This window comes from Mycobacterium sp. IDUB_39 (assembly GCF_055419205.1).
Map to the genome: position 1 here is coordinate 1 of NZ_JBVAXF010000013.1, position 25632 is coordinate 25632.

The following is a 25632-nucleotide window of genomic DNA, read 5'->3' on the forward strand; positions in this document are numbered from 1 at the left end:
GCGTACCCCCGCCGAAGAACTCGACCGATTACTCTCAGACCCCTCCACATTCGTTGCAGCGACCGCCTGAATGCAAGCGCCTGACAACGACGCTCCTGCAGAAGTCGGCGTGCAGAACGCTCAGTTCAGGGCGGCCGTGACGCGTACGTCGTTGCGCGCAAGGCGCAGTCGGCGAGGCAGCTCCTCGATATCCCACTCACCGCGCTCCACCCAGTCGCGTACCCGGGCGGCGTCGTTGCGGTCGGTTATCGGCCCCACCAGGCGTGCCGCCCCCACCGGCGACCTGTCGTGAGTGCAGGGCTGCACGATGACCACCGCGCCCGGCCCCCGGTGCGGGTCCGCCGCGGCCACCAGCACACCGTGCCTGCAGCGTCGGATCGAACCGCGAAGCTCGTCGAGCACCGACCACGCCGCGGGCGGGAGACAGCCGGTGCACACCACCACGGTGAACGGGCGGTCGGTGGCGCCGGTGGTCATCGCGGCCGGCCTGCGGGGTAGGGCAACAGCGCCATCTCACGCGCATTCTTGATCGCCGTTGCCACCTGCCGTTGCTGTTGCACTGTCAGACCGGTGACACTGCGCGCCCTGATCTTTCCGCGGTCGGAGATGAACAGGCGCAGCGTGGTGGTGTCCTTGTAGTCCACCTCGTCGAGGCCGAGTCCCGCCAGCATGTTGCGTCGGCCCGGCCTGCTGTCGCCGGCCCGGGCTCGGGGCTGTCGCGGGGGCTTCTTCGCCATCACCAGCTCGACTTCCGCACACCGGGCAGGTGGCCGTCGTGCGCGAGTTCGCGGACCCTGACTCGTGACAGGCCGAACTTGCGCAGGTGCCCGCGGGGCCTGCCGTCGACGGCGTCGCGGTTGCGTACCCGGACCGCGCTGGCGTCGCGGGGTTGTCTGGCCAGTGCCCGCATGGCCGTGTCGCGCTGCTCGGCGGCGCTCTGTGGCGAGCGGATGATCTCCTTGAGCTCCGCGCGTCGCTCGGCGTATCGCGCCACGGTGGCGCGGCGCTTCTCGTTCTTGACGATCTTGGACTTCTTGGCCATGGTCAGCGCTCCTCTCGGAAGTCGACGTGCCGCCTGACCACGGGGTCGTACTTGCGGAGCACCAACCGGTCGGGGTCGTTGCGGCGATTCTTACGGGTTATGTAGGTGTAGCCGGTGTCCGCCGTGGAACGCAGCCTCACCTTGAGCCGGATCTCATTGCGCGCCATCAGATTCTCTGGCCGTCGCGACGCAGGCGCGCGACCACCGCGTCGATGCCGTCCCGATCGATGACCTTGATGCCCTTGGCGCTCACGCGCAGCCGGACACGACGACCCTCGGATGCCAGGTAGTAGGTCTTGGTCTGCATATTGGGCGTCCAGCGCCGCTTGCTGCGCCGATGCGAGTGGGACACCTTGTTTCCGAAACCCACTGTCCTGCCGGTGATCTGACATCTCGCCGACATACTTGACCCTCCCCTGCTCGATTCTCTTATTGAAAATGATTTTCGACAACACTCGGTTGGCACTGTAGCGTAGGCAGCCACTTGTTGAAAATCATTATCAATAGGAGTGATGTGCGGACACCTCTGCTGCTGGTCGCAGGCCAGGGCGCCACCGACACCGCGACCGGGGTCCTGCTGCGCACCCCGGGCACGCTGGTCGTCGAGCATCGCTTCGACGGTCACATCGTCCGGCGAACGCTGACCTGCCTCAGGGACGGCGTGCCGACCTCGACGGAATCCGCGCTGGAACTGGCCCACGGCTGCGTCGCCTGCACCGTGCGCAATGACCTGCTGACCCTTCTCCGCAAGCTGCACCGCCGCAGCGACGTCGACCGCATCGTCGTGCACCTGGCACCGTGGCTGGAGCCCGAGCCGATCTGCTGGGCGATCAACCACGTTCGGGTGCGCGTCGGCCCTGGATACCCCGACGGCCCGGCTGCCCGTGATGTCGAGATCGCCGGCGTGATCACCTGCGTCGACCCAGCATCGTGGCTGCCACGAGCGCTCGGCGACAACGAACTCGACGACGGGCGCACCATCGCGCAGGTCGTGGCGGGGCAGGCGGAGTTCGCCGACACCCTCGTTCTCAGCGCGCCGGACTCGACGACGTTGGATGTGCTCCGTCGACTGGCGCCGCGGGCCAGGATCACCGTGGGTGTCGAGCGGCTCGAACAGGCCCTGGCCCATCTCGAGCCGGACGCCCGACGCGGCCGCAGTGACGATCCGCACGGACCGCTGCTGGCGGGACAGCCACCACTGCGCGCCGAGGGGCGGGTCGAACTGCTCGAGTTCAACGCGGACAGGCCATTTCACCCGCAGCGTCTACACGACGCTGTCGACCTCCTACTGGACGGGGTGATCCGCACCAGGGGCCGGCTGTGGCTGGCGGGCCGACCCGATCAGGCGATGTGGCTGGAGTCGGCCGGCGGTGGCCTGCGCGTCACCTCCGCCGGCAAGTGGTTGGCCGCCATGACACCCCGGGAGATCGCATACGCAGACCCGGAGCGGCGTGCCATGGCGAACCTGATGTGGCGCAATGACTTCGGTGACCGGCACAGCGCCCTGGTGGCACTGGTCTGCAGGGCGCGTCCCGCCGAGATTCATGCCGCACTGTCGGGCGCGCTGCTCACCGATGCCGAGATGACGAATCCGGGCATCGCGTCCGGCTACGACGATCCGTTCGGCGACTGGCACGAGGACCCGTGCGGTCACCGCGCGGACGTATCCGAGGAGGACGCCGTGCCCGGCACCGGTGAGGGAGACCGGCGATGAAACCCGCACCCGTGATGTTCGTCGCCGTTATGGCGACTGCGGCAACCGCACGACCTGAACGAAGAACTCGTCGATCTGGCGCACCGCACTCATGAACTGGTCGAGATCCACCGGCTTGGTCACGTACGCGTTGGCGTGGAGCCTGTAGCTGCGAAGGATGTCCTCCTCGGCAGAGGACGTGGTGAGCACCACGATCGGGATGTGGCTCAGATCGGGGTCGGACTTCACCTTCTCGAGCAGCTGCCTGCCGTCGTACTTTGGCAGGTTCAGGTCGAGCAGGATCAGATCCGGCGTCGGAACGCCGACGAAGGATCCTCGCTTGTAGAGGAAGTCCAGACCCTCCTCACCATCGTGCGCGACGTGCAGATTGTTCTTGATCTTGTTGTGCTCGAAAGCTTCCCGGGTGATCAACTCATCCCCCGGGTCGTCTTCGACTAGCAGGACGTCTATCGCTCGACCAGCAGATGTCATTCGCGTGTTCCCTCCAGAACGGCCACGGGCACTTCTTCTGACTCAGCGGCGGTCTCGGCCGAGGCATTGGGCAGGGTGAACCGGAACCGCGTTCCGGCCGGGTAGGACGTGTCGATCCAGATGGTGCCACCGTGGTATTCGACGATCTTCTTGCAGAGCGCGAGCCCGATACCGGTGCCGCCGTAGACATCACGGCCGTGCAGCCGCTGGAAGATCACGAAGACCTTGTCCACGAACTCCTCGGCGATGCCGATTCCGTTGTCCGCCACGCTGAACGACCAATCGTCGTCGACGGCCTCACACTCGATCACGATCCGGGGAGCGACGCCCTCCCTACTGAACTTCATGGCGTTGCCGATCAGGTTCTGCCACAACATCGTGAACAGCGTGGGGTCACCGATCACCGTCGGCAGTGTCCCCGACGTCGAGATCTCGGCACCGGACTCCTCGATGGCCGTGCTCAAGTTGGACAGCGCGGCGTCCAGGGTGACGCCGAGATCGACGTCGCCGTGCGTGGTGTTCAGTCGGCCCACCCGAGAGAAGGTGAGCAGGTCGTTGATAAGCACCTGCATGCGCTTGGCGCCGTCCACCGCGAAGGTGATGTACTCCACGCCACGCCCATCGAGTTGGTCGCCGTAGCGCTTCTCGAGCAGCTGGCAGAACGACGCCACCTTCCGCAGTGGCTCCTGCAGATCGTGGGAGGCAACGTAGGCGAACTGCTCGAGTTCAGCGTTGGACCGCTGCAGCTCGAGGGTCTGTTCGGCGAGTGCCGAGCGGGCCGTCTGGGATACCTCGAGGTCGGCGACGATGCGCTGCCGCATGTTCTCGACGTCGGTGGCGATGGCCCGGATGTCCTTGGGTCCGCGAGGCACGATCCTCTCGTCGAATCCGCCCTCGGTGATGCGCCGGCACGCCGCGGCGAGCGTGGCCAGCGGGCGGGTGATCGCACTGCGGATCAGCACCGCCAGCAGTACCGCGGTGACGAAGAAGGCGACGACCATGCCCAGCAGGACCCGGTCGCGCCAGCTGCGCGTGGCGTCGAGGTTCGCCACCCCATGGTCGCGCGCTGCCGTCAGGTTCGCCGTCTGTGCATCGGACAGTTGGCGAATGCCGTCGAACTCAACCTTGCCGCGCTCGATGACCGCCGGATTGACGGCCCTGGGGGCGCCGACCTGGACGCTGGCGATGACCGGTTCGGCGAACCTGGCCCGCCACTGCGCCGCGGCGGTCTCGACGGCATCAAGGTCGGCCAGCAGATCCGGTCTGTCGGCCAGCCGTGCACGTATCGCGTCGGAGGCGGACTGCTCGGCCTGCAGGCCGTCGTAGTAGGGCGCCAGGAACTCTCTGTCGGCGGCGATCGCGTAACCGCGAACGGCGGTCTCCTGGTCGCGCAGTGCGGTCTGCAACCGATACGACGCGACGCGCGCGGGTTGGATGTCGTCGATCAGCTCCCGGGACACGTTGTCGGTGCGGTTCATCAGCGTCCACCCCATCAGCGCCCCGGCCAGCACCACCACACCCATCAGAGCGAGCACCAGGTTCTGCCAGCCGGCCACCGTCAGCTTGCGTTCGCCGGAGCCGCCGGATCCGTCGTCCTTGGTCATCGGGTCTTCCGCTCCACGCGGACGACGGCGATATCGTCGCTCAGACCACCGTGCGCCTCGGCGCGTTTCTCCGCACCGTCGACGAGAGCGGTGACGAACTCCTTACCGGGCAGCCCGGCCAGCGATCGGGCGAGTTCGAGTAGCCCGTCCTCACCGAGCCGTTCGTTGCCCTCACCGGAGTGGCCCTCGAAGAGGCCGTCGGTGAGCAACAGCAGGGCATGGTTCTCGGGAAGCTCCAGCTCGTTCAATGGCCAGTCGCTGGCACCCAGGCCGAGCGCGGGTCCGGCCGGCGGCTCCAGCCACTGCACCGTGTCCGGTCCGTGAACCAGCATTCCGGGATGGCCGGCGCGCACGGCGGTGAAGCGCCTGCTGTCCGGGGCGAAGGCGAGGCTCAGCACCGTCGCGAACATACCGGGGCGGGCGCGTTCGGCACGGAGCAGACGCTCGAGCTGCCACATCCGCTCATTGCCTCGCAGGTTGGCGAACGTCAGTGCCCGCCAGCCGATGCGCAGTGCCACCCCGACCGCTGCCTCGTCGGGACCGTGGCCCGCGACGTCACCGACCATCACGTGCACCGTGCCGTCGGGGGTCTGAACGAAGTCGTAGAAGTCACCGCCGATCAGCGCGTTCTGCGCGGTGGGTCGGTACTGGGTGAAGATGTCGACGCCCGGGTCCTCCGACAGCAGCGGTGACGGCAGCAACCCGCGCACGAGTCGCGCGTTCTCCGATGCGAGCAGCTGGCTTGCCCGCAGGTCCACGGCGGTGAGTTCGTGGCGCTTGCGTTCGATGGCGTACATCAGCGCGCGCCGCAGCGTCTCGGGTTCAACCCGACCCTTGACCAGATAGTCCTGGGCGCCCGACGCCAGCGCCAAGACGCCGAAGTGCTCGTCGGTCAAGCCGGTGAGCACCACGACGGGCACGGTGTCATCCTGTTTGGTGATGCGGTCCAGCGCGCTGATCCCGTTGGCGTCGGGCAGGTTGAGGTCCAGCAGCACGCAGTCCGGAGGTTCCGCGGCGAGAGCTCGTTCGGCCTCTGCCATGGACTGCGCCCACCGCACCCGGATGTCGGCGTTGGCGTCGGCGATCAGTTCCTCGACCAGCAGCGCGTCGCCGCGGTCGTCTTCGACGAGCAGCAACGACATGTGCCGCCCCGGTTCGGCGGCCATGGCGTCAGGTTTGGTCACGGGCACCAGCATGGGTGAGCACGTCGAACTTGATGATGATGAACAAACCATACCCAGGTTCATTGAGGACGCGGGCAGAGTCACACGGTCCGGTCGCCCCGCACTCCCCGGTAGATGCCCCTGCGGACGGCCAACGGCATCAGCACGCGTTCGAAGGACCACGCGGGGATCCGGAAGGCACGCCCGTTCGGTGCGAACACCTCCAGCCCGTCGCGCTGGATACCGAGCACCGAACCCCAGCGCGATCTCGGCGGCCGGTAGGAGCGCAGCGGACGGCCCTCGAATGCCGCCACGACGTTGTGGGCGAGCAGCCCGTCGGCACGGTTGCGGGCCGAGCTGCGCTGCGGATCCGTTGCGGCGATGTCTCCGACCGCGAAGACCTCCGGGTGCCCGGGAACCTGGAGTTCCGGTGTCACGCGCACGAAGCCGTCGTCGTCGAGCAACTCCGTCGGCAACCATCCGCTGTTGGGTCGTACCCGCCCGACGGTCCACAGCACGGCGTCGGCGTTCGCCGGCTCCTGCCCGGTGCTCCATTGCACTGGGCCGGTGGTGATCTCGTCGCCGGTGAAACCGTCGGGCAATACGGCGCGATGCCCCGGCCGCAGCGTGACGCCGGCCTCCTCGAGGCGACGGTTGATGCGCGCCCAGGTGCGGGGGTGATACTGCGTCAACGCCCGGTCCCCGGGGAAGTAGAGCTCGACCCGCTTGTCGGGCCAGGTGCGCGCGATGTTGGCCGCGCTGCTGACCGCTGCAGCGCCGCCACCGACGACGATCACCGATGCCGCCGCGGCGAGCCGGTCGTGCGCCGCGTGCAGGTCGGCACCGATCTCCTCGGCCGACTGAAGCGTCGGCTGCCGCCAGAACCCGTTGGTGACGCCGGTCGAGATGACCAGTGCGTCGTAGCCCTCCCGCATGTCCTCGCCGTCGGAGCCACGCACGGTGACGGTGCGGCTCGCCAGGTCGACCGCGGTCAGGATGCCGTGCACGGTGCGGACCCGGTCCAGGCCGCGGAACCTGTCGAACGATATCCAGTTGTGCGTCGCCCAGTGGTCGGGCCTGCTGATCCGCCAGCCGAGTTCCTGGCCGCTCACCAACGCGGTCTTGCCGGAGATGCCGACGACGTCGCAGTCCTTCGCCAGCCGGATCGCGGTCAGAACGCCGCTGTCACCGAGTCCGGCGACGACGACGCGCTTCACGGCGCCACGGGCTTCCGCGGCTTGGGCTGCTTCGGCGGTCGGGGCACGAACTTCGACACCCGGTCGATCACGAGCTGGTAATCGGGTCGGCGCGCGAGGCTGCGCTGCTCCATCATCGGGATGCTGGCACCCAGGAACAGGGCGAGCATGACGGCCGCGCCCGCCAGCAGCCACCACGCGTCGTTCGGTGCGGCGGCCACGCCGAACAATCCGAGGGCGAGCCAGAAGCTGAACTCACCGAAGTAGTTCGGGTGCCTCGACCACGACCACAGACCGCTCTCCATCGCCTCGCCGGGTTTGCGTGTCCGCGCGAAGCGATACATCTGTGCGTCGGCGACGAACTCGAGAGCGACGGCAGCGACCCCGATCACGAACGCGACCCAGACCAGCCAGGTCAACCCCGTGCCGGGGCGCGTCACCGCGACGTAGACGGGCACCATGCCGAGGAACACCTGCAGGGTCGGGATGAGGTGGATGGCGAACAGGTCGACGAAGAACTCCCACTTGCCGCCGCGCTCCCGGAACATCGGATAGCGCCAGTCCTCATGGTGCAGGCCGGGGAAGGCGTAGACCCAGTTGCCGGTCAGCCGCACGGCCCACAGCACAACGACGATCGCCACCAGCCAGGTCCGCAGTTGGTCGACATCGGGTCCGGCCTGGCTCCACCAGTACACGAGCAGCAGCGGTGGAATCACGCTCCAGTAGGCGTCGTAGAAGCTCGAGTTGCGGTATGCGCGGCTGAACGCGAACACCACCAGCGTCGCCAGCACGTCGGCGATCAGGGCGTCCAGCCACAGCCGGTCGGTGGTCGGACCCCACGCCAGCCAGCTGGCTCCGGCCGCGATGGCGATAACGTACGCGACGGTCACGATCGTCAGCGAGACTGCCTTGGACCTGGTGTTACTCATGATCTCCCTGCATCGGAGGTGGCAGAAATGTAACACGTTCTAGTTATGGGACGGCGTCGTTTCGCGTGCTCGCCGTACCCTGGCGGCGTGGTCGATCTGCATCCCGATATCGCCGTGCTGGCAGCACTGCTCGGCACCTGGACGGGCCGCGGCTCCGGCGAGTACCCGACGATCGAGCCGTTCGAGTACATCGAGGAGGTGACGTTCGGTCACGTCGGCAAGCCGTTCCTGAGCTACGGGCACCGCACGCGGTCGGTCTCCGACGGCAGACCGCTGCACGCCGAGACGGGATACGTGCGGGTGCCCGCGCCTGGCCGGGTCGAATGGGTGCTCGCCCATCCGACGGGCGTGACCGAGATCGAGGAGGGCACGCTGACCGTCACCGAGGGCGTCATCGAGATGGAACTGACTGCGACGACCATCGGGCGCACGTCATCGGCCAAGGATGTCAACGCCCTGTCTCGCTCGTTCCGCATGGAACGGGACCTCCTGACCTACACCGTCCGAATGGGGGCAGTCGGCCAACCCCTTCAACACCACCTGGCCGCGACTCTGCATCGAGTGCGACCGTGACCGCCGAGGCGGACACCGAGGGACGGATCCGGGTCCCGGCCGACCTCGACGCCGTCACCGCGGTGGCCGACGAGGATCACTCCGACGTGGATCGCGGTGCGGTCGAGGGAATTTGGGATGCCGCACGGCACTGGTACCGCGCGGGCATGCACCCCGCGATCCAGGTCTGCCTGCGGGTCGACGGCCGCGTCGTGCTCAACCGCGCGATCGGGCACGGGTGGGGCAACGGACCGCAGGATTCGCCTGACGCCGAGAAGATCCCGGTCACGCCGGAGACACCGTTCTGCGTGTACTCGGCGGCCAAGGCGATCAGCACCACCGTCGTACACATGCTCGTCGAGCGCGGGGCGTTCTCCCTCGACGACCGGGTCTGCGACTATCTGCCGACCTACACCAGCCACGGCAAGGACCGCACGACGATCCGGCACGTGGTGACGCACAGTGCCGGTGTGCCGTTGGCGACCGGCCCGCGTCCCGACCTCAAGCGGATGGACGACAGCGACTACGCCCGCGACATGCTCGGCAATCTCAGGCCGATCTACCGGCCGGGACTGGTGCACATGTACCACGGCCTGACCTGGGGACCGCTGGTCCGCGAGATCGTCTCGGCCGCGACCGGGCGCGATATCCGCGAGATCCTCGCGACCGAGATCCTCGACCCGCTGGGCTTCCGGTGGACCAACTACGGCGTGGCCGAGAGCGACGTGCCACTGGTCGCGCCGAGTCACGTGACCGGCAAGCCGGCGCCGGCAGCCATGGCGGCGGTGTTCAAGAAGGCCGTCGGCGGCACGCCCACCCAGATCATCCCGTTCTCGAACACACCGGCGTTTCTGACCAGCGTGGTGCCGTCGTCGAGCACCGTGTCGACCGCGGACGAGCTGTCCCGCTTTGCCGAGATTCTGCGCCGCGGAGGCGATCTCGACGGCGTGTGCGTGATGTCACCCGAGACCCTGCGCGCCGCGACCCGGGAGGCCCGCCGATTGCGGCCCGACGTGGCGACCGGCCTAATGCCACTGCGATGGGGTACCGGATACATGTTGGGGTCCAAGCGCTTCGGCCCGTTCGGCCGCAACGCACCCGCCGCGTTCGGACACACCGGCCTGGTCGACATCGCGGTCTGGGCCGACCCGGCCCGCCGGCTGTCGGCGGCCGTCGTCAGCAGCGGAAAGCCCGGCGGTCATCCCGAGGCGAAGCGCTACCCGGCGCTGCTGGACGCCATCACGGCGGCACTGCCCCCGTTCTGACTCGCTAGACGCCTGCGCCCAGCACGTAGTGCCCGTCGTCGGGGTGGTGATACCAGCCGCCCGCCGCCGATGTGCCGCCGTCGACGTGCAACGTCTGGCCTGTCACATACGAGCTGAGGTCGGAGGCGAGAAACACAGCCGCACCGGCCATCTCGTCGACGTGTCCGACTCTGGCCATCGGAATGTTGTGCCCGGTGCGTTCCTCCCAGCCCTCCGGCGCCAGCCGTGCGAGGCCCTCAGTGGCCGTCACGTCGGGAGCCAACGCGTTGACCCTGATCCCGTGCGGGGCCAGCTCGAGGGCGGCGGTCTTGGTGAAGTTCACGACCCCGGCCTTGGCCGCGGCGTAGGCGCCGTAGCCCGGGGCGGCCCGGGTGCCCTCGATGGACGTCACGTTGACGATGCTGCCGCCGACATCGGCGGCGGTCATGGCACGCGCGACGCGCTGCGTGCACAGCAGCACGTGGGTGAGATTGGATCGGATCAGGGCGTCCCATCCACCCGGCGAGGTGTCGAGGATTCCCGACCAGAAGACGCCACCGGCGTTGTTCACCAGAATCGTCGGCACTCCGAGGGTCTCGATGGTCGTGGCCAGTGCGACGTCCACCTGCTCGGGGTCGCGGACGTCGGTCGTGCACGCCAAGCCGCCACACTCGTGGGCAGCGGCCGTCGCGGTGTCGGCGTCGTGTTCCCAGATCGCCACGCGCGCACCGAACTCCGCGAATCCGAGCGCGATTCCACGCCCGATCCCCGATCCGCCGCCCGTGACCACGGCGACCCTGCCCTCGAGAGATGCGGCATCGCGCTTGAGCACCATCGGACTCTCCTGACGTGACGAGAATTATCTTCTCCTAATGCGAGAACTCTATTACCCGGAGGCTGGCCTTCGCGACGTTTCGGCCCCGGTGTCGTTTGACGGGTGTCAGTTTCCTATCGTGGCCAGATGAGCAACGCTGCTGATTCCGAACGGGTCGCGGATCTCGCGCACCGGGTCGTCGCCGACCACGACCCGAAGTCCGTCCCCATTCCCGAGTACCTCGCCGCCTGTTACGACGCGGGCCTGTCGTGGGTGCACTTCCCGGAGGGCCTCGGCGGCCTGGGCGTCTCGCGGGGTCTGCAGGCGGTGGCCGACAAGATTCTGCAGGGCGCGGGCGGGCCGGTCCCGCTCGGCCTGAACCCGATGGGCTACGGCATGGCCGCGCCCACCATCCGCGAGCACGCACAGAGCGAGGACGTCAAGAAGTCCTGGCTGCGTCCCCTGGCCACCACCGAGGACATCTGGTGCCAGCTGTTCTCCGAACCCGGCGCCGGTTCCGACCTGGCCGGGCTGGCCACCTCGGCGGTGCTCGACGGTGACGACTGGGTGATCAACGGCCAGAAGGTCTGGACCAGCCTCGCGCACCGGGCCCGGTGGGGCCTGCTGCTGGCGCGCACCGATCCGGACGTGGCCAAGCACAAGGGGCTGACGTACTTCGTCATCGACATGCACGGACCGGGTGTGGAGACCCGGCCGCTGCGCCAGCTGACAGGGCACGCCGAGTTCAACGAGGTCTACTTCACCGACGCCCGCATCCCCGATGCGCATCGCCTTGGCGCGGTCGGCAACGGCTGGAACGTCGCGATGACGACACTGATGAACGAGCGCAGCGCGCTCGGCGGCAGCGGCAGCAAGCGCGGCGCGGGCACCATCTCCGAGGCGGTGTCGCTGTGGGCGTCGCGGCCCGACCTTCAGACGCCGGTGCTGCGGGACCGGCTCGCGTCCCTGTGGCTGAAGTCGGAGGCGCAGCGGCTCACCGCCGAACGCTCTCGCGCCAGTGCGGGCGTCGGCGGACCCGGGCCGGAGGGCTCGATCGGCAAGCTCGTCGGTGCCGAACTCAACCAGCACATCTATCGGTTCTGCATGGATCTGCTTGGGCCCGAGGGCATTCTGTACCACGGCTACGGGTCGCCCGACCCGGACCGGGAGGAGGCAGACTGGCGCGGCCCGATCCAGCAACGGTTCCTGCGCAGCCGCGCCAACACCATTGAAGGCGGCACCTCAGACGTGATGCGCAATATCCTCGGCGAACGGATCCTCGGGCTGCCTGGCGACCTACGTGCCGATGCCGGCATGCCCTGGAAGGAGATCCCCCGTGGCTGAGTCCGTTTCCACCCTGAATCCCACGTTCACGTTCACCGATGAGCAGGGCCAGCTTCGGTCGGCCGTGCGCAAGTTCTGCGCCGACAACTTCGACGAGCCGACGGTCCGTGCACTCATGGAGTCCGAGCCCACGTTCGACGCCAAGGTATGGGCGCGGCTGGGCGGCGAACTCGGCGTTCTCGGCCTGTCGGTGCCGGAAGCCGATGGCGGCGTTGGTGGTTCGCTGGTCGATCAGGCCGTCGCGGTCGAGGAGCTCGGCGCGTCGCTGGCGTGTGGACCGGTGTTCGGCACCGTGTTCCTCGCCATTCCCGCACTGGTCGCCGCGTCGTCGGGTGAGGTGCGCGACGCCGTGCTGGCCGATCTGGTCGAGGGTCGTCGTACCGCGGCGTTCGCGGTGGCCGATCGGGCGGGCGGGTTCGACCCGGCCGATGTCGCGGTCACTGCCGCCGGCAGCGGTGCGGAGACCACGCTGAGCGGGACGCTGGAACGTGTCGTCGACGGCACCGCCGCCGATGACCTGCTGGTCGCCGCCAACGGCCCGGACGGCGTTGCGCTCTACGTCGTCGACGCCGCGGGTGCCGGTGTGCAGCGCACGGCACTGGTCACACTCGACCTCACCCGACCGCAGGCCACCATCGTGCTCACCGACGCGCCGGCGCGGTTGGTCGCCGGGCCCGACGAGGCGACCCGGGTCATCGAGCACGCCGTGGCGGTGGGCTCCGCGCTGCTCGCCGTCGAACAGGTCGGTGCCGCACAGCATCTGCTGGACCTGGCGGTCGAGTACGCGAAGTCACGGCTGCAGTTCGGCAGGCCGATCGGATCGTTCCAGGCCGTGAAGCACCGCCTGGCCGACATGCTGGTCGACGTCGAGCACGCCCGCTCGACGGCCTACCACGCCGTGTGGGCGCTGGCCGACGGGTCGGATGATCCCGCGTTGGCGGCCAGCATCGCCCAGGCGGTGTGCTCGGCGGCGTTCGCCCGCGTCGCCACCGACACCATTCAGACTCTCGGTGGCATCGGGTTCACGTGGGAGCACCAGGCGCACTTGTACTTCAAGCGCGCGACCACAGACGCCGCACTGCTGGGTAGCCCCGAGCAGCATCGGTCGCGGGTGGCCGCCATGGTGCTCGACACCGCATCCGCGGACCGGGCGCCTCGGGTGGCGGACGGCACCCCCGCCTGACCCCCACGCCGAACGTGAAGAAGTGTGCGAGATCCGGCCGTGAACTCGCACACTTCTTCACGTTCGGCGAGCCTTTCCCTAGGCAAAGCCGCAGTCGCGTGCTGAGATCACCCGATGAGTACCTACCACCCCGCCATGCAGAAGGCCCGGCTCGCCGACATTGAGAGCGATGTCCACGGACTGATCTCCAAGCGCACCGCCGAACTCGACGGAGTGTCGGTGACGGAGGTGACGTTCGGCAAGGGTGCTCGGTGGTCCCAGGACCTCAAGGAGTACGCGGGCACCGACCTGTGCGAACTGCCGCACGTCGCCGTGGTGACCAGCGGAGCGCTCGGTGTGCAGATGGTCGACGGCTCCGAGGAGGTGTTCTCCGCCGGTGACGTCATGCTGCTCCCGCCCGGACACGACGCCTGGAGTGTCGGCGACGAGGCGTGCACGTTCATCGAGTTCTCCAGGGGCGCCGACTACTACGCCAGCTGACCTCCTCCGACGCCGAGACTGCGGGGAGATCGCGATTTCGTCGAGTTTCGCGATCTCACCGCAGTCTCGCGGGGCGGTGACCTCAGTAGCGGACGTCCTCCAGCAGCGGCGGGTACACGCCGGAGGGCTCGCCGTCGATGGTGCTGCCCGCGAACTGCAGCATCGCGCGAATGCCACCGTTGAGTTCGGCGGGGTAGTTGAGCACCGGGGTCGACGCGTCGTCGAGGCGGCGGATCTGGTCGGCGCTGAGGGTGACGTCGAGGCCTGCGAGATTTCCGGTCAGGTGCTCGACGCGCCGCGCGCCGATGATCGGCACGACCGTGCCCGGCCGGGACCGCAGCCACGCCAGCGACACCGCGGCCGGGCTCGCACCGATCTCCTCGGCGACGGCCGCGACGACGTCGATGACGGCGAACTGCTCCTCGCTGGGACCGCCGACGAAGTCCGCCCGCGCGGAGTCGGTGACCTGTTCGCCGCGGCGGTACTTGCCGGACAGGAAGCCACCCTTCAGCGGACTCCACGGCAGCAGCGCCATACCGGTGTCGAGCGCGAGCGGCGCCACCTCACCCTCGACGGTGCGCGCGAGCAGTGAGTACTCCACCTGCAACGCGATGAGCGGCGTCCAACCCCTGAGCAGCGCGAGGGTCTGTGCCTGCGCCGTCACCCACGCCGGGGTGTTCGAGAAGCCGATGTAGCGCACGGTGCCGGCGCGAACCAGATCGTCGAGTGCCGACACGGTCTCCTCGATCGGCGTGTGCCGGTCCCAGTTGTGCATCCAGTAGATGTCGACGTGATCGGTGTTGAGCCGGCGCAGGCTCTGGTGCAGTTGGGCGCGGATCGACGAGCGGCCCGCCCCGCCGCCGTTCGGGTCACCGGGATACATGTTGGTGAAGAACTTCGTGGCGAGCACCACCCGGTCGCGAAGCCCGGCGCGGCTGGCGAAGTAGTCGCCGAGGATCTTCTCGGAGTGGCCATTGGTGTAGAAGTTCGCGGTGTCGATCAGGTTGCCGCCGAGGTCGAGATAGGTCGACAGAACGCGCTCCGACTCCTCGACAGTGCTGCCGGCGCCGCCGGGGTCGGTGCCGAATGTCATCGCACCGAGCGCGAATGGACTGACCCGCAGACCGGACCTGCCGAGGGTGACGTAGTGATCCAGTGACATGAAATTGCTCCTTTGAACAGTCGATGTGGTGTGCACTCATCGAATCGCGGAGCCCATCGACGGGGTAGACCAAAGCCATCACGTGATTGCACGATCCTGCTCGATTCGCGAGGATCGTCTTGCCGTTCGCCGTCCCGGGTGCTTCCGTGGATCCATGCAATCCCGCACCGACTTACTCGACGAGATTCGCCACCGCATCTCCGCACACGCGCGGCCGGACATGCGCACCGCCGTCGACGGCCTGCTGCTGTCGAGGGTCACCACCGACGCCGTCACCCCCGACTACACGCTGACCGAGCCACTGCTGGTCGTGATGGCCCAGGGCGGAAAGCGTCTGCTGCTCGGCGATCGGACCTACGAGTACCGCGCCGGTCAGTGCCTGGTGGTCACCGCGACAGTTCCGGTCACTGGCCACCACATCGACACCAGCGCAGAGTCGCCGTCCCTCGGTCTCGGTCTGGTCCTGCGACCTGCGGACGTCGCCGAGCTGATCCTGCAGGCGCCAGCGGGATCACGGGCCAGGTCGGACGACGCGTCGGCCATCAGCACCGGCGACGCCGGGGCGGACCTGCTCGACGCCGTTGTCCGCATGCTGCGACTACTCGACAACCCCGCAGACGCCGCCGTGCTGGCACCGCTGGTGCAGCGCGAGATCCTGTGGCGGACGCTCACCGGACCGCAGGGTGCGGCGCTGCGCGCCATCGGACTGGCGGACAGCAACCTGTCTCATGTCAGCCGGGCGATCACGTGGGTCCGGGACAACTACGCGGAACCGGTGCGCATCGATGACCTGGCGCAGCTGGCCGGGCTGAGCACGTCGGCCTTCCATCGCCACTTCCGCGCGGTCACGGCCATGACGCCCCTGCAGTTTCAGAAGCGCATCCGGCTACAGCACGCCCGTTCACTGCTGCTGGCCCAGCGCAGTGACGTCGCCACCGTCGGCCACGAGGTGGGCTATGACAGTCCGTCGCAGTTCAACCGTGAGTACCGCCGCCTGTTCGGCGCCCCACCGGGCCGGGACGCGTCGCGGTTACGCGTCGACGTCTGACCCCGCGCCGACTACTACGCCAGCTGACTCCCGCTGATCTTCTCGGCGATGAACACGAACTCTTCGCCGGGACGGTCGGGGGCGTCACGGACTTCGTGGACGCGGAACCCATGGGTGATCAAATCCGCCTCGACGTCCTCGCGCTCACGAAACCGCAGCGTCGACTCCGACACCAGAACATCGCCGCCGGAGCCAAACGTGTACGTGTATCGGAACGACACGACCGGAGACTGTATTGCCGTGACCTCGAAACGACGTGCAACCCGTCCGATTCCGGCGATATCGCGTATCTCGGTCTCAGTGTCGGCGGCCCAGTCCTGCCACGCGCGGCGGGCGGGACGCCTGGTTTCGAACACGAAATGACCGCCAGGGCGCAACGCTCGGTGTGCGGATGCCAGCGTCGTGGTCCACTCGTGGTCGGTAACCAACGCCTGGGCCACATTTCCGGTCATCACCGCGAGGTCGGCACTGATTTCAGGTACGTCCGCAGCATGCCCGTGCAGCCAGGTGATTCCCGGTGGCGCGCTTTTCGTCTTTGCGACCTCCAAAGACGCCTGGGCTGGATCGACGGCCACCACCGTACGACCGGAGCGCGCGAGCAGTACAGCGAGAGTGCCAGTCCCACATCCGATGTCGAGAACCAGCTCGGCGTTGAGCGCCTCGGCAAACGCCACATAGGCAAGGAGGTCGGCGCGGTTGTCCTCGAACTCGTCGTAGAGCGGCGCTAGTCGTGGATTCGCATAGATCGCATCGGACACACGGCGGGACTGTACCCACGTGGGTGCAACCGTTTCAACGGGTTTTCCGCGCCTTCAATGCGTCACGTCAACAGGGTCTCGCCGGAACCCATGCATCCCATCGTCAACACCCAGATAGGACCATCCGCGAGAGGTGAAGAAACCGAACGCGGGCTCATTGTCCAACTCAACGTACGCACACCAGAAGTTCGTGGGCGGATGCCCCGGCCACCGAGTCGTCATATCCACAGCCACTGAACCGAAGCCTTGTCGGCGCTGGAGCGGAGCCACTGCAAGATCGGTGATCGCGTGGCCCATCGCAGGTGCGCCCCACACACACCCCACCACTGCGACTGGATGGCCACGCTGCTCGACAACAAGCTGCACACCGTCACGCTCCTCCAGCACGTGCGCGAGCCATTCCTCATCTATCGGCCCAAGCCGACGATCGAGCTCACGATCAGCGAACCACTCGCGATACCAGTCCCAGTCCGCGCGTGAGAACCGCCGAACGGTCAACGCGAATTCCTCGACGTCTGCGTACCGTCCGGATGTCGGCCGTCGGGGGTGATGACCTCCCATCTGCCGAACAGGTGCAGACCCAGACTCGCCGCTAGATTGACCGAGGCAGTGTTGTCGAGCTGGCATCGGAACTGCGGTTCGTGGCCGTGAGCGAGCGCGTAGCGAAACATGGCGCGTACCACCTTGCTGGCGTATCCGCGGCCTCGGGCGGACGTGCGGGTGAGGACTCCGAGATCGACCATCGTGGACTCGTCGTCCCATGGATACATGCTGGCCGCGCTGACGAGATGACCCTCCTCGTCGAACACGCCGAAGACTGCCCAGTGATCTAGTTCAACGCTTGCGTCATCACGGTCCTGCTCGGACGTCCCGGCTTCGAATGAGGCGAACACATCGGCGTCGTCGTCAGTGAGCTGGCGGACACCGGGACCGTCGGTCTCTGCGAGCAGCTTGACCTCCGCAGATTCGGTCAGGCAGAAGATGTTGTCGGCGCCGTGCAAGACGATGTTCTCCGCGGCCAGCGCTGCGCGGATTCCAGTCTCGGACAGAGTTTCAGCAGGGCTAGAACGGAGGGCGATCGCGCCAGCTACAGCAGGGGTAAGCGCGATCGAAACGCGATCATCAGCTGCCGTCCACAAGACGGTGACCCGCTCGTCGTCGTCGAGGCTGGGGTTCACGAAGATCGACAAGCGTTCGTCGCCGTGCAACACGTCTCCGGTGAACGGCGCAAGCCAGCAGTCGGCTACGACCGGCGAGAATTCGGGCACGAGTCTCCTAGGAAGTTTGAGGTGGAAGCCGTGGGTCGGCCCCAAATCCGAGGCGATGCAACCAACTCCGCTCGCCGGGCCCGGCACCGAAGCAGAGTCCATCAGCAGCACCTCGGCAGGCGCATCGACCCGCCGCGACAGTGGCCGCAGACCGCCGTGTTTCAACGACCATGGACTCGTTCGCCTCGTTCATGCCCGGTTGGGTACAACCTCTAGATCCGACGCTTGCTATCCAAATCTGTTGTTGCTCCAAGTGTTGACAAGAACCGGAAGCATGGCAACTGGTTTTGTGTTCAGCCTGGCTGGCAGCGGAGAGCTCACATCGCAACCCCCGCGGATCATTGTGAATATCAGCCGAACTGCCGCGTGTCGAGGTTGGGGGTGCTGTCTGTGCCGGAACGGAAGGTTCGCAGCCGCAGGCTATTGCTGACGACGAAGACGCTCGAGAACGCCATCGCGGCGCCGGCGAGCATCGGGTTGAGTAGCCCGAGCGCGGCCAGTGGGATCGCGGCGACGTTGTAGGCGAACGCCCAGAACAGGTTGACCTTGATTGTCGACAATGTCTTGCGTGCCAGCCGTATTGCGTCGGCGGCCGATCGAAGGTCGCCGCGCACCAGGGTCAGGTCGGCGGCTTCGATTGCAGCGTCGGTTCCGGTGCCCATCGCCAGGCCGAGATCTGCTTGCGCGAGTGCGGCGGCGTCGTTGACACCGTCGCCGACCATCGCGACTACCTTGCCCTCGGCTTGCAGGCGGGTCACGACGTCGACCTTTTCCCGTGGCAGGACTTCGGCAATGACCTGCTCGATCCCGACCTGTTCGGCGACCTGCTCGGCGACGGTTCGGTTGTCGCCGGTCAACAGAACTGGGGTCAATCCCAGCGCCTTGAGTTGGCCGATGGCTTCGGCGCTGGTGTCCTTGACTGCGTCGGCGACCACCAGCACGCCGCGGGCGGCTCCGTCCCAGGCGACCACAACCGCGGTCTGCCCGGCCTTCTCGGCAGCCTCCTTGGCGGCGGTCAGGTCTGCGTTCATTGTGATTGACCAGTCCTCGAGCAATGACGCTCGTCCCACGACCACGAGGTGCCCGTCGACGATCCCCTGCACGCCCCTGCCTTCGATGTTCTTGAAGGACTCCGGGGTGGGCAGAGTGCCAACCCGCTGTGCTGCACCTTTTGCAATCGCCTGAGCGATCGGGTGTTCGGATGCGTCCTCGACGGCTCCGGCGAGCCGCAACACCTCGTCGTCGGTGGTGTCAGCGGCGGTCGTGACACCGAGCAGGGTCATCTTGCCGGTGGTGACCGTTCCGGTCTTGTCGAGCACGATGGTGTCGATCTTGCGCGTCGATTCCAGCACCTCGGGGCCCTTGATCAGAATGCCGAGCTGGGCGCCGCGGCCAGTCCCGACCAAGAGTGCGGTCGGGGTCGCCAAGCCGAGTGCGCAGGGGCACGCAATGATCAACACTGCGACCGCAGCGGTGAACGCGGCCGAGATTCCGAACCCGCCGCCAAGCCACACCGCAAGGGTGGCGACTGCGATACCGATCACGATTGGCACGAAGACACCGGAGATCTTGTCCGCCAAGCGCTGAACATCGGCCTTGCCGGATTGAGCGTCCTCGACCAGCTTGGCCATCTGCGCGAGCTGCGTGTCCGATCCGACCCGGGTGGCACGCACTACCAGGCGTCCGCCGGCGTTCACGGTTGCGCCGACCACGGTGTCGCCTTCGGTGACTTCGACCGGCACCGATTCACCGGTCAGCATTGACGCGTCGACCGCGGAGTTCCCGTCAACGATGACGCCGTCGGTGGCGATCTTCTCGCCTGGCCGCACGATGAACTCGTCGCCGACTGCCAGGTCCTCGGTTGGGATTCGGGTTTCTACGCCATTGCGCAGTACCGCAACGTCTTTAGCGCCCAACTCCAGAAGTGCCCGCATGGCCGCGCCGGCTTGGCGCTTCGATCGCTTCTCGAAGTAGCGTCCGGCCAGGACGAACGTGGTGACGCCGGCGGCGACCTCCAGATAGATGTTGGCGGACCCGTCCCCGGGGGCGATGGTGAACTCGAACGCGTGCGTCATCCCGGGTACCCCGGCGGTGCCGAAGAACAGCGCATACAGCGACCACAGGAAGGCCGCGGAGGTGCCCACCGAGATGAGGGTGTCCATCGTGGCAGCGCCGTGCCGGAGGTTGGCGAACGCGGCCTTGTGGAACGGCCATGCGGCCCAGACGATCACCGGCGCGGCGAGCGCCAGCGACGCCCACTGCCAGTAGGTGAACTGCAGCGCCGGCGCCATCGCAAGGACTATCACCGGCACCGACAGCACGATCGAGCCGATGAGACGGTTGCGCAGGGTCGTCAGCTCCGGATCCTCGCGCTGTTCATCGGCGTCCGACACTGAGTTCTTGGCGGCCGGCACGGCGGCGCCGTAACCGGTCTTCTCGACCTCGGCAATCAGGACCGCGGTGTCGAATCCGGGCGGGGTACTGACGCGGGCCTTCTCGGTGGCGTAGTTCACCGTCGCCGAGACGCCGTCGAGTTTGTTGAGCTTCTTCTCGATCCGCATGGCGCATGACGCACAGGTCATGCCGCTGATGTCGAGCTCGATGCTCTCTGCATCCGGCGTCTGCGGCTGAGCGGGCGATGTCGTCATGTGATCAGTCCTTCCATCGTGCTGTCGGTCAGTGACCGGCGCCGGAGTGGCCGTGCTCGGGCGAGCCGGCGGTGGCATTGCCGGCAGCCGCGGCTGGTGCCGCGGTGACCGTGAACTCTGCGGTGCGGACCTGTCCGTCCACCTTGAAGTCCAGGTACAGCAGGTACGTGCCGTCGGTGGGTGCGGCCGCCATGAACTCGATGTCGGGACCGGGCTGGGTGATTCCGTCGCCCGGCTCACCCATCGGGTGCACGTGCAGGTACCCGAGGTCACCGACGCGCAGCGCCACTAAGTGCCCGTAGGCGGCAAGATATGGCTCGAGCGTATCCACCGGCTGCCCCGCGCGGGTGACGGTGAACGTCAGGGTCGAGCTTGTACCGACGCCGAGCGATCCGTCGAGGGTGACGGTGAGATCGTCGACCGTGGCGACCGCGGATTCCGGCGGCAGCGGCCTCGGCACGAAGTCGCCGGCGACCGACGTGGTCGAGGTCAGCGTCACGTTGCTGCCAAGGTCCGTCGGAACGGCGTCGGCGAAGATCCGATAGGAGCCTGCCGCATTCCACCGCCACGGAATCGACCACGAGCCGTCACCGTCGTTGGTGGGGTGGACGTGCCGGAACTCGGCGCCGTCGCTACGGACGACGATCAGGTGCAGGTCCTTGTCGTGGGCGGTGTCGTACTCGGTGACCGCAGCTCCACCAGGGCCGGTCAACCGGAACGACAGCGTGCCGTCCTGTCCGACGACGCCGGGGGCTGCCACGTCGCGGATCTGGTAACCGCTCCGTTCGATCGACAGACCGGGCATCTCGACCGAGGATGGCGATCCGGTGGTGTCGGCGTGCTGTTGTGCTCCGTGGTCCATCTGCGCTGCCTCTGCTTGCTCTGTCCACGACGCGGACGCGTCCGTGGGAATGAATGCGCGGGCTCCGGCGAAGCCGACGACGAAGATCGCCACCAGGCCTACGACGTACAACCCGAGCTTGGTGGGTGCACGCATGTCAGGCACGCACCCCCGAGTAACCGGCTTCCTCGACGGCAGCCAGAACCTCAGCGTCACTGATTTCGCCCGCGCTGGTCACCGCGAGTATGCCGGTGGCTGCGGAGACGTCGATGTGCTCGACGCCTGCGATCTGGCTGACTTCCTGGGTGATCGCGCCCTCGCAATGTGCACAGGACATTCCGGTCACTTGGTACGTGGTCGTGGTCATCGACTCTCCTTCACATCCGCCACTATACCCTGTGGGGGTATATGGCATTACGAACAACACCATACCCCTACGGAGTATTTCGTCAAGAACTGGCGACGCTTCAATCTGTGCGATCGCAGATCTGTTGGAAGCGAGCGTGCAACGGGGACGGCGTGATCCGCGATGACCGTTTCACGCAGAGTCGGCCCTCGAGGATCTGCTTGCGACCGCGGCCCCCAGGGGCGGTTCATCCGGTATGGCGCTGATGGCCATTTGACCAGTTCGAGGTCTTTGGCGCAGCGGATGATTACCGCGCCCCGGCCGTGAACCACGACCGGGGCGCAGCGCCACCATCCAGACCTTCCCACCCAAATCCCCAGCGCCCAAGCCGAATCCGGGCGCGAGGTCAGTGGGCCGGAACCGGGATCTCGCTGGTGTCCTCGCCGGCGGAATCGTCGGGTTTGGCGGCCCTCCGACTGATCACCGAGGTGGGGAGCACCTTGATCGGCCACCAGAACCAGCGACCCAGCAGCGCTGCAACCGCCGGGGTCATGAACGCGCGGATCACGAAGGTGTCGAACAACAGGCCCAGACAGATCGCGGATCCCACCTGACCGATGGCGATCAGGTCGTTGGTGATCATCGAGCCCATGGTTATCGCGAACACCAGGCCTGCCTGCGTGGCCACGCTCCCGGAACCGGCGACCCCGCGGATGATCGACGTTTTCATGCCGGCGTGCAGCTCTTCCTTGAACCGGGACACCAGCAGCAGGTTGTAGTCCGATCCCACGGCCAACAAGATGATGACCGTGATCGGTAGCACGAACCAGTGCAGCTGCTGGCCGAGAATGTGCTGCCAGATGAGCACCGAGAGCCCGAACGACGAACCCAGCGAGATCGCGATCGTTCCGACGATCACTAGGGCCGCGACGATGCTTCTCGTCATGGCAAGCATGATGATCAAGATGAGACTGAGCGCCGCGATCACGACGATCATCAGGTCGTACTTCGTGAACTCCTCGATGTCGTGATACGTCGCGGCGGTACCGCCGAGATACAGTTCGGACCCCTCCAGCGGCGCGCTCTTGATGGCTTCCTTCGCCGCCGTCAGCTCCGCCGGTGTCGTGGCGAGCGCCGCAGGTCCCGCCGGATCACCCTCGTGCGTGATGATCATCTGCGCGGACTTGCCATCCGGTGATACCAGCAGCTTGAGGCCCTTCTGGAAGTCCGGGTTGTCGAAGGCCTCTGGCGGCAGGTAGAAGTAGTCGTCGTTCTTCGCGGCGTCGAAGGCCTGACCCATCGCAGTCGCTGTGTCGGTCATGCGACTGATCTGGTCGATCATCCCGTTGAAGCTGCTGTACATGGTCAGCATGGTGGACCGGATGTTCTTGGAGATTGCGATCATCGGCGGCAACTGAGCGACCAGCTGCGGCATCAGCGCATCCATTTTCTCCATATTGACCAGCATCGAAGCCATGTTCTCGCTGAGCTTGTCGATCCCGTCAAGGCCGTCGAACAATGACCGCACCGAGAAGCAGATCGGGATGTTGGCGCAGTGCGGTTCCCAGTACAGGTAATTGCGCACCGGCCGCCAGAAATCGTCGAAATTGGCCATGTGATCACGCATTTCGTCGGAAGTCGCTTGCAAATCCTTCGCATTGCCGACCATGTCGTGGGTGATGTCGGCCTGTTGCTGCATGAGGCCGTGCATGCGTTCCATGATGGCGATCATCGCACCGAGTTCGTCGGTCATCTCGAGCATGTCGCCCATGCGGTCCCTCATGAACTGCAAGTTCTCGGTCATCGATACCGACTGCATGCTCACCTGGAACGGGATCGAACTGTGGTCGATCGGCGCCCCCAAGGGCCGGGTGATGCTCTGTACCTTGTTGATTCCCTCGACGCGGAGGATGTTCTTCGCGATCCTGTCCAGGATCAGCATGTTGGCGGGGGTGCGCAGATCCTGGTCGGCCACGATCAACAGGATGTCCGGGTCCATTTTGGCCTTGGAGAAGTGCCTGTCCGATGCCTGATAGCCCTGAATGGAAGGCATCCTGTCTGGGACGTAATACCGGTCGTTGTAGTTGACCGTGTACGACGGCAGCACCCCCAGACCGATCAGCGAGACAACCATCGTCGCGACCAGAATCGGTCCCGGCCAGCGCACGAGGGCGGTGCCGATCCGGCGCCATCGCCGGGTCTTGAGCTTGCGCTTTGATTCGAGCAACCCGAAGCGGGTGCCCACCAGCAGCACCGCCGGAGTGAGCGTGAGTGCCGCGGCGACGATGACAAGCATGGCCACGGCGTTGGGAATACCCACCGCTGCGAAGTACGGCAGCCGGGTGAACGTCAGGCAGAGCGTCGCACCCGCAATCGCCAAACCCGACCCGAGGACGACATGCGAAACGCTGTGATATGTCGTGTAATACGCCGCAATTCGATCCTGGCCGGCCGCTCGCGCCTCGTGGTATCGGCCGAGGAAGAAGATTGCGTAGTCGGTAGCTGCCGCGATCCCCAGCATCGTCAGCAGGTTCACCGCGAGGTTCGACAGTTCCATGACCTGGTAATGCCCGAGGATGGCAACCACTCCGCGCGCGGCACTGAGCTCGACGAAGACCGTGATCGTGACGAGCAACATCGTCGCGAAGGAGCGATAGATGACCAACAGGATGAGAGCGATGATCGCGAAGGTGATCAACGTCATCATCAGCTGGCTTTCGTCAGCGGCGGAATTCAAGTCCATCGTGAGCGCGGCCGGACCGGTGACGTAGACCTTCAGCCCGGGCGGCGGATTGCTTCGATCGACGATATCGCGGACCGACTCGACAGATTTCTTGGCCGGCGTAGTCCCCTGGTCACCAACCATATTCAGTAGCACATAGGCTGCCTTGCCGTCCATGCTCTGCGACCCGCCCGCGGTGACACGGTCGCCCCAGAAGTCCTGAACGTGGTCGACGTGCTCATGGTCATCCTTGAACTGAGCGACCAGGCCGCGATAGTAGTCGCGCGCCTCGTCGCCGAGCTCGGTATCGCTTTCCAGCAACACCATGACCATGCTGTCGTAACCGAACTGATCGAACTCTTCGCCCAGCTTCTTGAGCGCCTTGTAGGACGGCGCATCCTGGGACGCCAGCGAGACCAAGTTCGCTTGCCCCACCTTTTCGAGCGACGGCACAACGACACTCACCGCCACCATCGCCACGAGCCACGCCACGATCATCAGTCCGGGCACCCGACGGATGGCCGACGCGACGCGGGACGGCTTGGCAGCGGCCATGAGTGTTCTCATGCGGACTTCACCAAGCAGAACACCTGCGCGTTATGGGCGGTCACCGACTGCTCGTCGCGGACCACGCCGTTGACGGTGATCCGGCAGCCAAGCGTGCCGCTGTCCCCCTGCGCGACCACATTGGCGAAGACCGACATCAGTTTCGTCGAGATCGTGTACGACCACGGCAATGTCGTGAAGTTCGCGTGCTGCGGCTGAGCATGCTCGTCGAGGAAGTTCGCCTGGCCCGTCGTTCCCGCGGGACCGAACACCTCATAGATGACGTCTTTGGGAATGACGGGTTCGGATCCATCCCTGATGGCGCTCGGACCGTCCGTTGTCGAACCGGCCACCCCATGCAGCCGAATCACCGCGAACACTGCGATCGCCACCACCACCACCACGACCATCGGTATCCACATCCGCTGCATGACCCCAAACATCTTTCGTCCCTTCAAAGCGTCAGCCATACCGGCTTAAACATCTGCAGAAATCGGCGCGCTGTCCGCCTTCGCCGAGCTGTCGATCAACTGCCGGGGAGCCTACACCCCATACCC

General features: G+C 66.5%; 27 protein-coding genes. 7 read left to right on the forward strand and 20 right to left on the reverse strand.

Annotated features, from left to right (window positions below; translation table 11 throughout):
* Positions 1-120: 120 nt before the first annotated feature.
* The 5 genes from ACZY0X_RS29865 to rpmB are packed head-to-tail and all read right to left on the reverse strand — an operon-like array spanning position 121 to position 1445.
* Positions 121-477, reverse strand: a complete 357-nt coding sequence (locus tag ACZY0X_RS29865) for a hypothetical protein (RefSeq protein WP_463775568.1) — start codon at positions 475-477, stop codon at positions 121-123.
* Positions 474-737: a 30S ribosomal protein S18 gene (gene rpsR, locus ACZY0X_RS29870; protein ID WP_463775569.1), complete on the reverse strand. Its 264-nt coding sequence runs from the start codon at positions 735-737 to the stop codon at positions 474-476. Before rpsR ends, ACZY0X_RS29865 begins: the two co-directional genes overlap by 4 nt.
* Positions 737-1042, reverse strand: a complete 306-nt coding sequence (gene rpsN, locus ACZY0X_RS29875; protein ID WP_463775570.1) for a 30S ribosomal protein S14 — start codon at positions 1040-1042, stop codon at positions 737-739. Before rpsN ends, rpsR begins: the two co-directional genes overlap by 1 nt.
* Positions 1043-1044: 2 nt before the next feature.
* A complete protein-coding gene (gene rpmG, locus ACZY0X_RS29880) occupies positions 1045-1209 on the reverse strand; it encodes a 50S ribosomal protein L33 (protein ID WP_241401893.1) in 165 nt (54 codons plus the stop codon).
* Positions 1209-1445 (reverse strand): 50S ribosomal protein L28, encoded by a 237-nt coding sequence (gene rpmB, locus ACZY0X_RS29885; protein ID WP_463775572.1) that lies wholly within the window; start codon positions 1443-1445, stop codon positions 1209-1211. Before rpmB ends, rpmG begins: the two co-directional genes overlap by 1 nt.
* 111 nt (positions 1446-1556) lie before the next feature.
* Between rpmB and mrf the strand changes: the two genes are divergently transcribed.
* The gene (mrf, locus tag ACZY0X_RS29890; protein WP_463775573.1) at positions 1557-2756 is read left to right on the forward strand and encodes a ribosome hibernation factor-recruiting GTPase MRF; all 1200 of its coding nucleotides are present in this window, start codon (positions 1557-1559) and stop codon (positions 2754-2756) included.
* A gap of 27 nt (positions 2757-2783) precedes the next feature.
* Here the strand turns inward: mrf and ACZY0X_RS29895 are convergent, their stop codons facing one another.
* The 5 genes from ACZY0X_RS29895 to ACZY0X_RS29915 form a co-directional block, all read right to left on the reverse strand.
* Positions 2784-3227 (reverse strand): response regulator, encoded by a 444-nt coding sequence (locus tag ACZY0X_RS29895; RefSeq protein WP_463775575.1) that lies wholly within the window; start codon positions 3225-3227, stop codon positions 2784-2786.
* Positions 3224-4831, reverse strand: coding sequence for a sensor histidine kinase (locus ACZY0X_RS29900; RefSeq protein ID WP_463775576.1), 1608 nt, complete (start codon positions 4829-4831; stop codon positions 3224-3226). The genes ACZY0X_RS29895 and ACZY0X_RS29900 overlap by 4 nt, the downstream gene beginning before the upstream one ends.
* A complete protein-coding gene (locus ACZY0X_RS29905) occupies positions 4828-6027 on the reverse strand; it encodes a PP2C family protein-serine/threonine phosphatase (RefSeq protein WP_463775578.1) in 1200 nt (399 codons plus the stop codon). The genes ACZY0X_RS29900 and ACZY0X_RS29905 overlap by 4 nt, the downstream gene beginning before the upstream one ends.
* A 68-nt stretch (positions 6028-6095) precedes the next feature.
* Positions 6096-7211 (reverse strand): FAD-dependent oxidoreductase, encoded by a 1116-nt coding sequence (locus tag ACZY0X_RS29910; RefSeq protein ID WP_463775579.1) that lies wholly within the window; start codon positions 7209-7211, stop codon positions 6096-6098.
* A complete protein-coding gene (locus tag ACZY0X_RS29915; RefSeq protein WP_463775581.1) occupies positions 7208-8119 on the reverse strand; it encodes a DUF1295 domain-containing protein in 912 nt (303 codons plus the stop codon). Before ACZY0X_RS29915 ends, ACZY0X_RS29910 begins: the two co-directional genes overlap by 4 nt.
* 87 nt (positions 8120-8206) lie before the next feature.
* On the opposite strand from ACZY0X_RS29915, the gene ACZY0X_RS29920 reads away from it, so the two are divergent.
* Both ACZY0X_RS29920 and lipE read left to right on the forward strand, forming a co-directional pair.
* A complete protein-coding gene (locus ACZY0X_RS29920) occupies positions 8207-8692 on the forward strand; it encodes a peroxynitrite isomerase (protein WP_463775582.1) in 486 nt (161 codons plus the stop codon).
* Positions 8689-9936: a lipase LipE gene (gene lipE, locus ACZY0X_RS29925; protein ID WP_463775583.1), complete on the forward strand. Its 1248-nt coding sequence runs from the start codon at positions 8689-8691 to the stop codon at positions 9934-9936. The genes ACZY0X_RS29920 and lipE overlap by 4 nt, the downstream gene beginning before the upstream one ends.
* A 4-nt stretch (positions 9937-9940) precedes the next feature.
* On the opposite strand, the gene ACZY0X_RS29930 is transcribed toward lipE, so the two are convergent.
* On the reverse strand, positions 9941-10750 hold the full coding sequence (locus ACZY0X_RS29930; RefSeq protein WP_463775585.1) for an SDR family NAD(P)-dependent oxidoreductase: 810 nt from the start codon (positions 10748-10750) through the stop codon (positions 9941-9943).
* Positions 10751-10876: 126 nt separating this feature from the next.
* Between ACZY0X_RS29930 and ACZY0X_RS29935 the strand changes: the two genes are divergently transcribed.
* From ACZY0X_RS29935 to ACZY0X_RS29945, 3 genes are all read left to right on the forward strand, one after another.
* Positions 10877-12073: an acyl-CoA dehydrogenase family protein gene (locus ACZY0X_RS29935; protein WP_463775586.1), complete on the forward strand. Its 1197-nt coding sequence runs from the start codon at positions 10877-10879 to the stop codon at positions 12071-12073.
* Complete coding sequence (locus ACZY0X_RS29940) at positions 12066-13256, forward strand: acyl-CoA dehydrogenase family protein (protein WP_463775587.1); 1191 nt, start codon at positions 12066-12068, stop codon at positions 13254-13256. Before ACZY0X_RS29935 ends, ACZY0X_RS29940 begins: the two co-directional genes overlap by 8 nt.
* 114 nt (positions 13257-13370) lie before the next feature.
* Positions 13371-13736, forward strand: a complete 366-nt coding sequence (locus ACZY0X_RS29945) for a cupin domain-containing protein (RefSeq protein WP_241401916.1) — start codon at positions 13371-13373, stop codon at positions 13734-13736.
* A gap of 82 nt (positions 13737-13818) precedes the next feature.
* Here the strand turns inward: ACZY0X_RS29945 and ACZY0X_RS29950 are convergent, their stop codons facing one another.
* Positions 13819-14898, reverse strand: coding sequence for an aldo/keto reductase (locus ACZY0X_RS29950; protein ID WP_463775589.1), 1080 nt, complete (start codon positions 14896-14898; stop codon positions 13819-13821).
* Positions 14899-15052: 154 nt separating this feature from the next.
* On the opposite strand from ACZY0X_RS29950, the gene ACZY0X_RS29955 reads away from it, so the two are divergent.
* Complete coding sequence (locus ACZY0X_RS29955; RefSeq protein ID WP_463775590.1) at positions 15053-15946, forward strand: AraC family transcriptional regulator; 894 nt, start codon at positions 15053-15055, stop codon at positions 15944-15946.
* Positions 15947-15960: 14 nt separating this feature from the next.
* Here ACZY0X_RS29955 and ACZY0X_RS29960 read toward each other — a convergent pair whose 3' ends face one another.
* The 8 genes from ACZY0X_RS29960 to ACZY0X_RS29995 form a co-directional block, all read right to left on the reverse strand.
* On the reverse strand, positions 15961-16704 hold the full coding sequence (locus ACZY0X_RS29960; protein WP_463775591.1) for a class I SAM-dependent methyltransferase: 744 nt from the start codon (positions 16702-16704) through the stop codon (positions 15961-15963).
* 54 nt (positions 16705-16758) lie between these two features.
* Positions 16759-17265 (reverse strand): GNAT family N-acetyltransferase, encoded by a 507-nt coding sequence (locus ACZY0X_RS29965; protein WP_463775592.1) that lies wholly within the window; start codon positions 17263-17265, stop codon positions 16759-16761.
* Positions 17199-17972 (reverse strand): GNAT family N-acetyltransferase, encoded by a 774-nt coding sequence (locus ACZY0X_RS29970; protein ID WP_463775593.1) that lies wholly within the window; start codon positions 17970-17972, stop codon positions 17199-17201. Before ACZY0X_RS29970 ends, ACZY0X_RS29965 begins: the two co-directional genes overlap by 67 nt.
* Positions 17973-18322: 350 nt before the next feature.
* Entirely contained in the window at positions 18323-20620 is a 2298-nt protein-coding gene (locus tag ACZY0X_RS29975; RefSeq protein WP_463775594.1) for a heavy metal translocating P-type ATPase, read from the reverse strand.
* Between the two features lie 28 nt (positions 20621-20648).
* Positions 20649-21617 (reverse strand): hypothetical protein, encoded by a 969-nt coding sequence (locus ACZY0X_RS29980; RefSeq protein ID WP_463775650.1) that lies wholly within the window; start codon positions 21615-21617, stop codon positions 20649-20651.
* Between the two features lies 1 nt (position 21618).
* Complete coding sequence (locus ACZY0X_RS29985) at positions 21619-21828, reverse strand: heavy-metal-associated domain-containing protein (protein ID WP_463775596.1); 210 nt, start codon at positions 21826-21828, stop codon at positions 21619-21621.
* A gap of 385 nt (positions 21829-22213) precedes the next feature.
* The gene (locus ACZY0X_RS29990; RefSeq protein WP_463775597.1) at positions 22214-25096 is read right to left on the reverse strand and encodes an MMPL/RND family transporter; all 2883 of its coding nucleotides are present in this window, start codon (positions 25094-25096) and stop codon (positions 22214-22216) included.
* Entirely contained in the window at positions 25093-25518 is a 426-nt protein-coding gene (locus ACZY0X_RS29995; protein ID WP_463775651.1) for an MmpS family transport accessory protein, read from the reverse strand. Before ACZY0X_RS29995 ends, ACZY0X_RS29990 begins: the two co-directional genes overlap by 4 nt.
* Positions 25519-25632: the final 114 nt, after the last annotated feature.

What these genes read in the sequence shown, in the direction of transcription:
- ACZY0X_RS29990 (WP_463775597.1), bottom strand. Translation starts at nt 25,096, where the DNA reads ATGAGAACACTCATGGCCGCTGCCAAGCCGTCCCGCGTCGCGTCGGCC.
- ACZY0X_RS29895 (WP_463775575.1), bottom strand. Translation starts at nt 3,227, where the DNA reads ATGACATCTGCTGGTCGAGCGATAGACGTCCTGCTAGTCGAAGACGAC.
- rpsN (WP_463775570.1), bottom strand. Translation starts at nt 1,042, where the DNA reads ATGGCCAAGAAGTCCAAGATCGTCAAGAACGAGAAGCGCCGCGCCACC.
- ACZY0X_RS29975 (WP_463775594.1), bottom strand. Translation starts at nt 20,620, where the DNA reads ATGACGACATCGCCCGCTCAGCCGCAGACGCCGGATGCAGAGAGCATC.
- ACZY0X_RS29985 (WP_463775596.1), bottom strand. Translation starts at nt 21,828, where the DNA reads ATGACCACGACCACGTACCAAGTGACCGGAATGTCCTGTGCACATTGC.
- ACZY0X_RS29865 (WP_463775568.1), bottom strand. Translation starts at nt 477, where the DNA reads ATGACCACCGGCGCCACCGACCGCCCGTTCACCGTGGTGGTGTGCACC.
- ACZY0X_RS29900 (WP_463775576.1), bottom strand. Translation starts at nt 4,831, where the DNA reads ATGACCAAGGACGACGGATCCGGCGGCTCCGGCGAACGCAAGCTGACG.
- rpmB (WP_463775572.1), bottom strand. Translation starts at nt 1,445, where the DNA reads ATGTCGGCGAGATGTCAGATCACCGGCAGGACAGTGGGTTTCGGAAAC.
- ACZY0X_RS29945 (WP_241401916.1), top strand. Translation starts at nt 13,371, where the DNA reads ATGAGTACCTACCACCCCGCCATGCAGAAGGCCCGGCTCGCCGACATT.
- ACZY0X_RS29905 (WP_463775578.1), bottom strand. Translation starts at nt 6,027, where the DNA reads ATGCTGGTGCCCGTGACCAAACCTGACGCCATGGCCGCCGAACCGGGG.
- rpmG (WP_241401893.1), bottom strand. Translation starts at nt 1,209, where the DNA reads ATGGCGCGCAATGAGATCCGGCTCAAGGTGAGGCTGCGTTCCACGGCG.
- ACZY0X_RS29930 (WP_463775585.1), bottom strand. Translation starts at nt 10,750, where the DNA reads ATGGTGCTCAAGCGCGATGCCGCATCTCTCGAGGGCAGGGTCGCCGTG.
- rpsR (WP_463775569.1), bottom strand. Translation starts at nt 737, where the DNA reads ATGGCGAAGAAGCCCCCGCGACAGCCCCGAGCCCGGGCCGGCGACAGC.
- ACZY0X_RS29935 (WP_463775586.1), top strand. Translation starts at nt 10,877, where the DNA reads ATGAGCAACGCTGCTGATTCCGAACGGGTCGCGGATCTCGCGCACCGG.
- ACZY0X_RS29950 (WP_463775589.1), bottom strand. Translation starts at nt 14,898, where the DNA reads ATGTCACTGGATCACTACGTCACCCTCGGCAGGTCCGGTCTGCGGGTC.
- ACZY0X_RS29965 (WP_463775592.1), bottom strand. Translation starts at nt 17,265, where the DNA reads ATGGGAGGTCATCACCCCCGACGGCCGACATCCGGACGGTACGCAGAC.
- ACZY0X_RS29915 (WP_463775581.1), bottom strand. Translation starts at nt 8,119, where the DNA reads ATGAGTAACACCAGGTCCAAGGCAGTCTCGCTGACGATCGTGACCGTC.
- ACZY0X_RS29995 (WP_463775651.1), bottom strand. Translation starts at nt 25,518, where the DNA reads ATGTTTGGGGTCATGCAGCGGATGTGGATACCGATGGTCGTGGTGGTG.
- ACZY0X_RS29980 (WP_463775650.1), bottom strand. Translation starts at nt 21,617, where the DNA reads ATGCGTGCACCCACCAAGCTCGGGTTGTACGTCGTAGGCCTGGTGGCG.
- ACZY0X_RS29955 (WP_463775590.1), top strand. Translation starts at nt 15,053, where the DNA reads ATGCAATCCCGCACCGACTTACTCGACGAGATTCGCCACCGCATCTCC.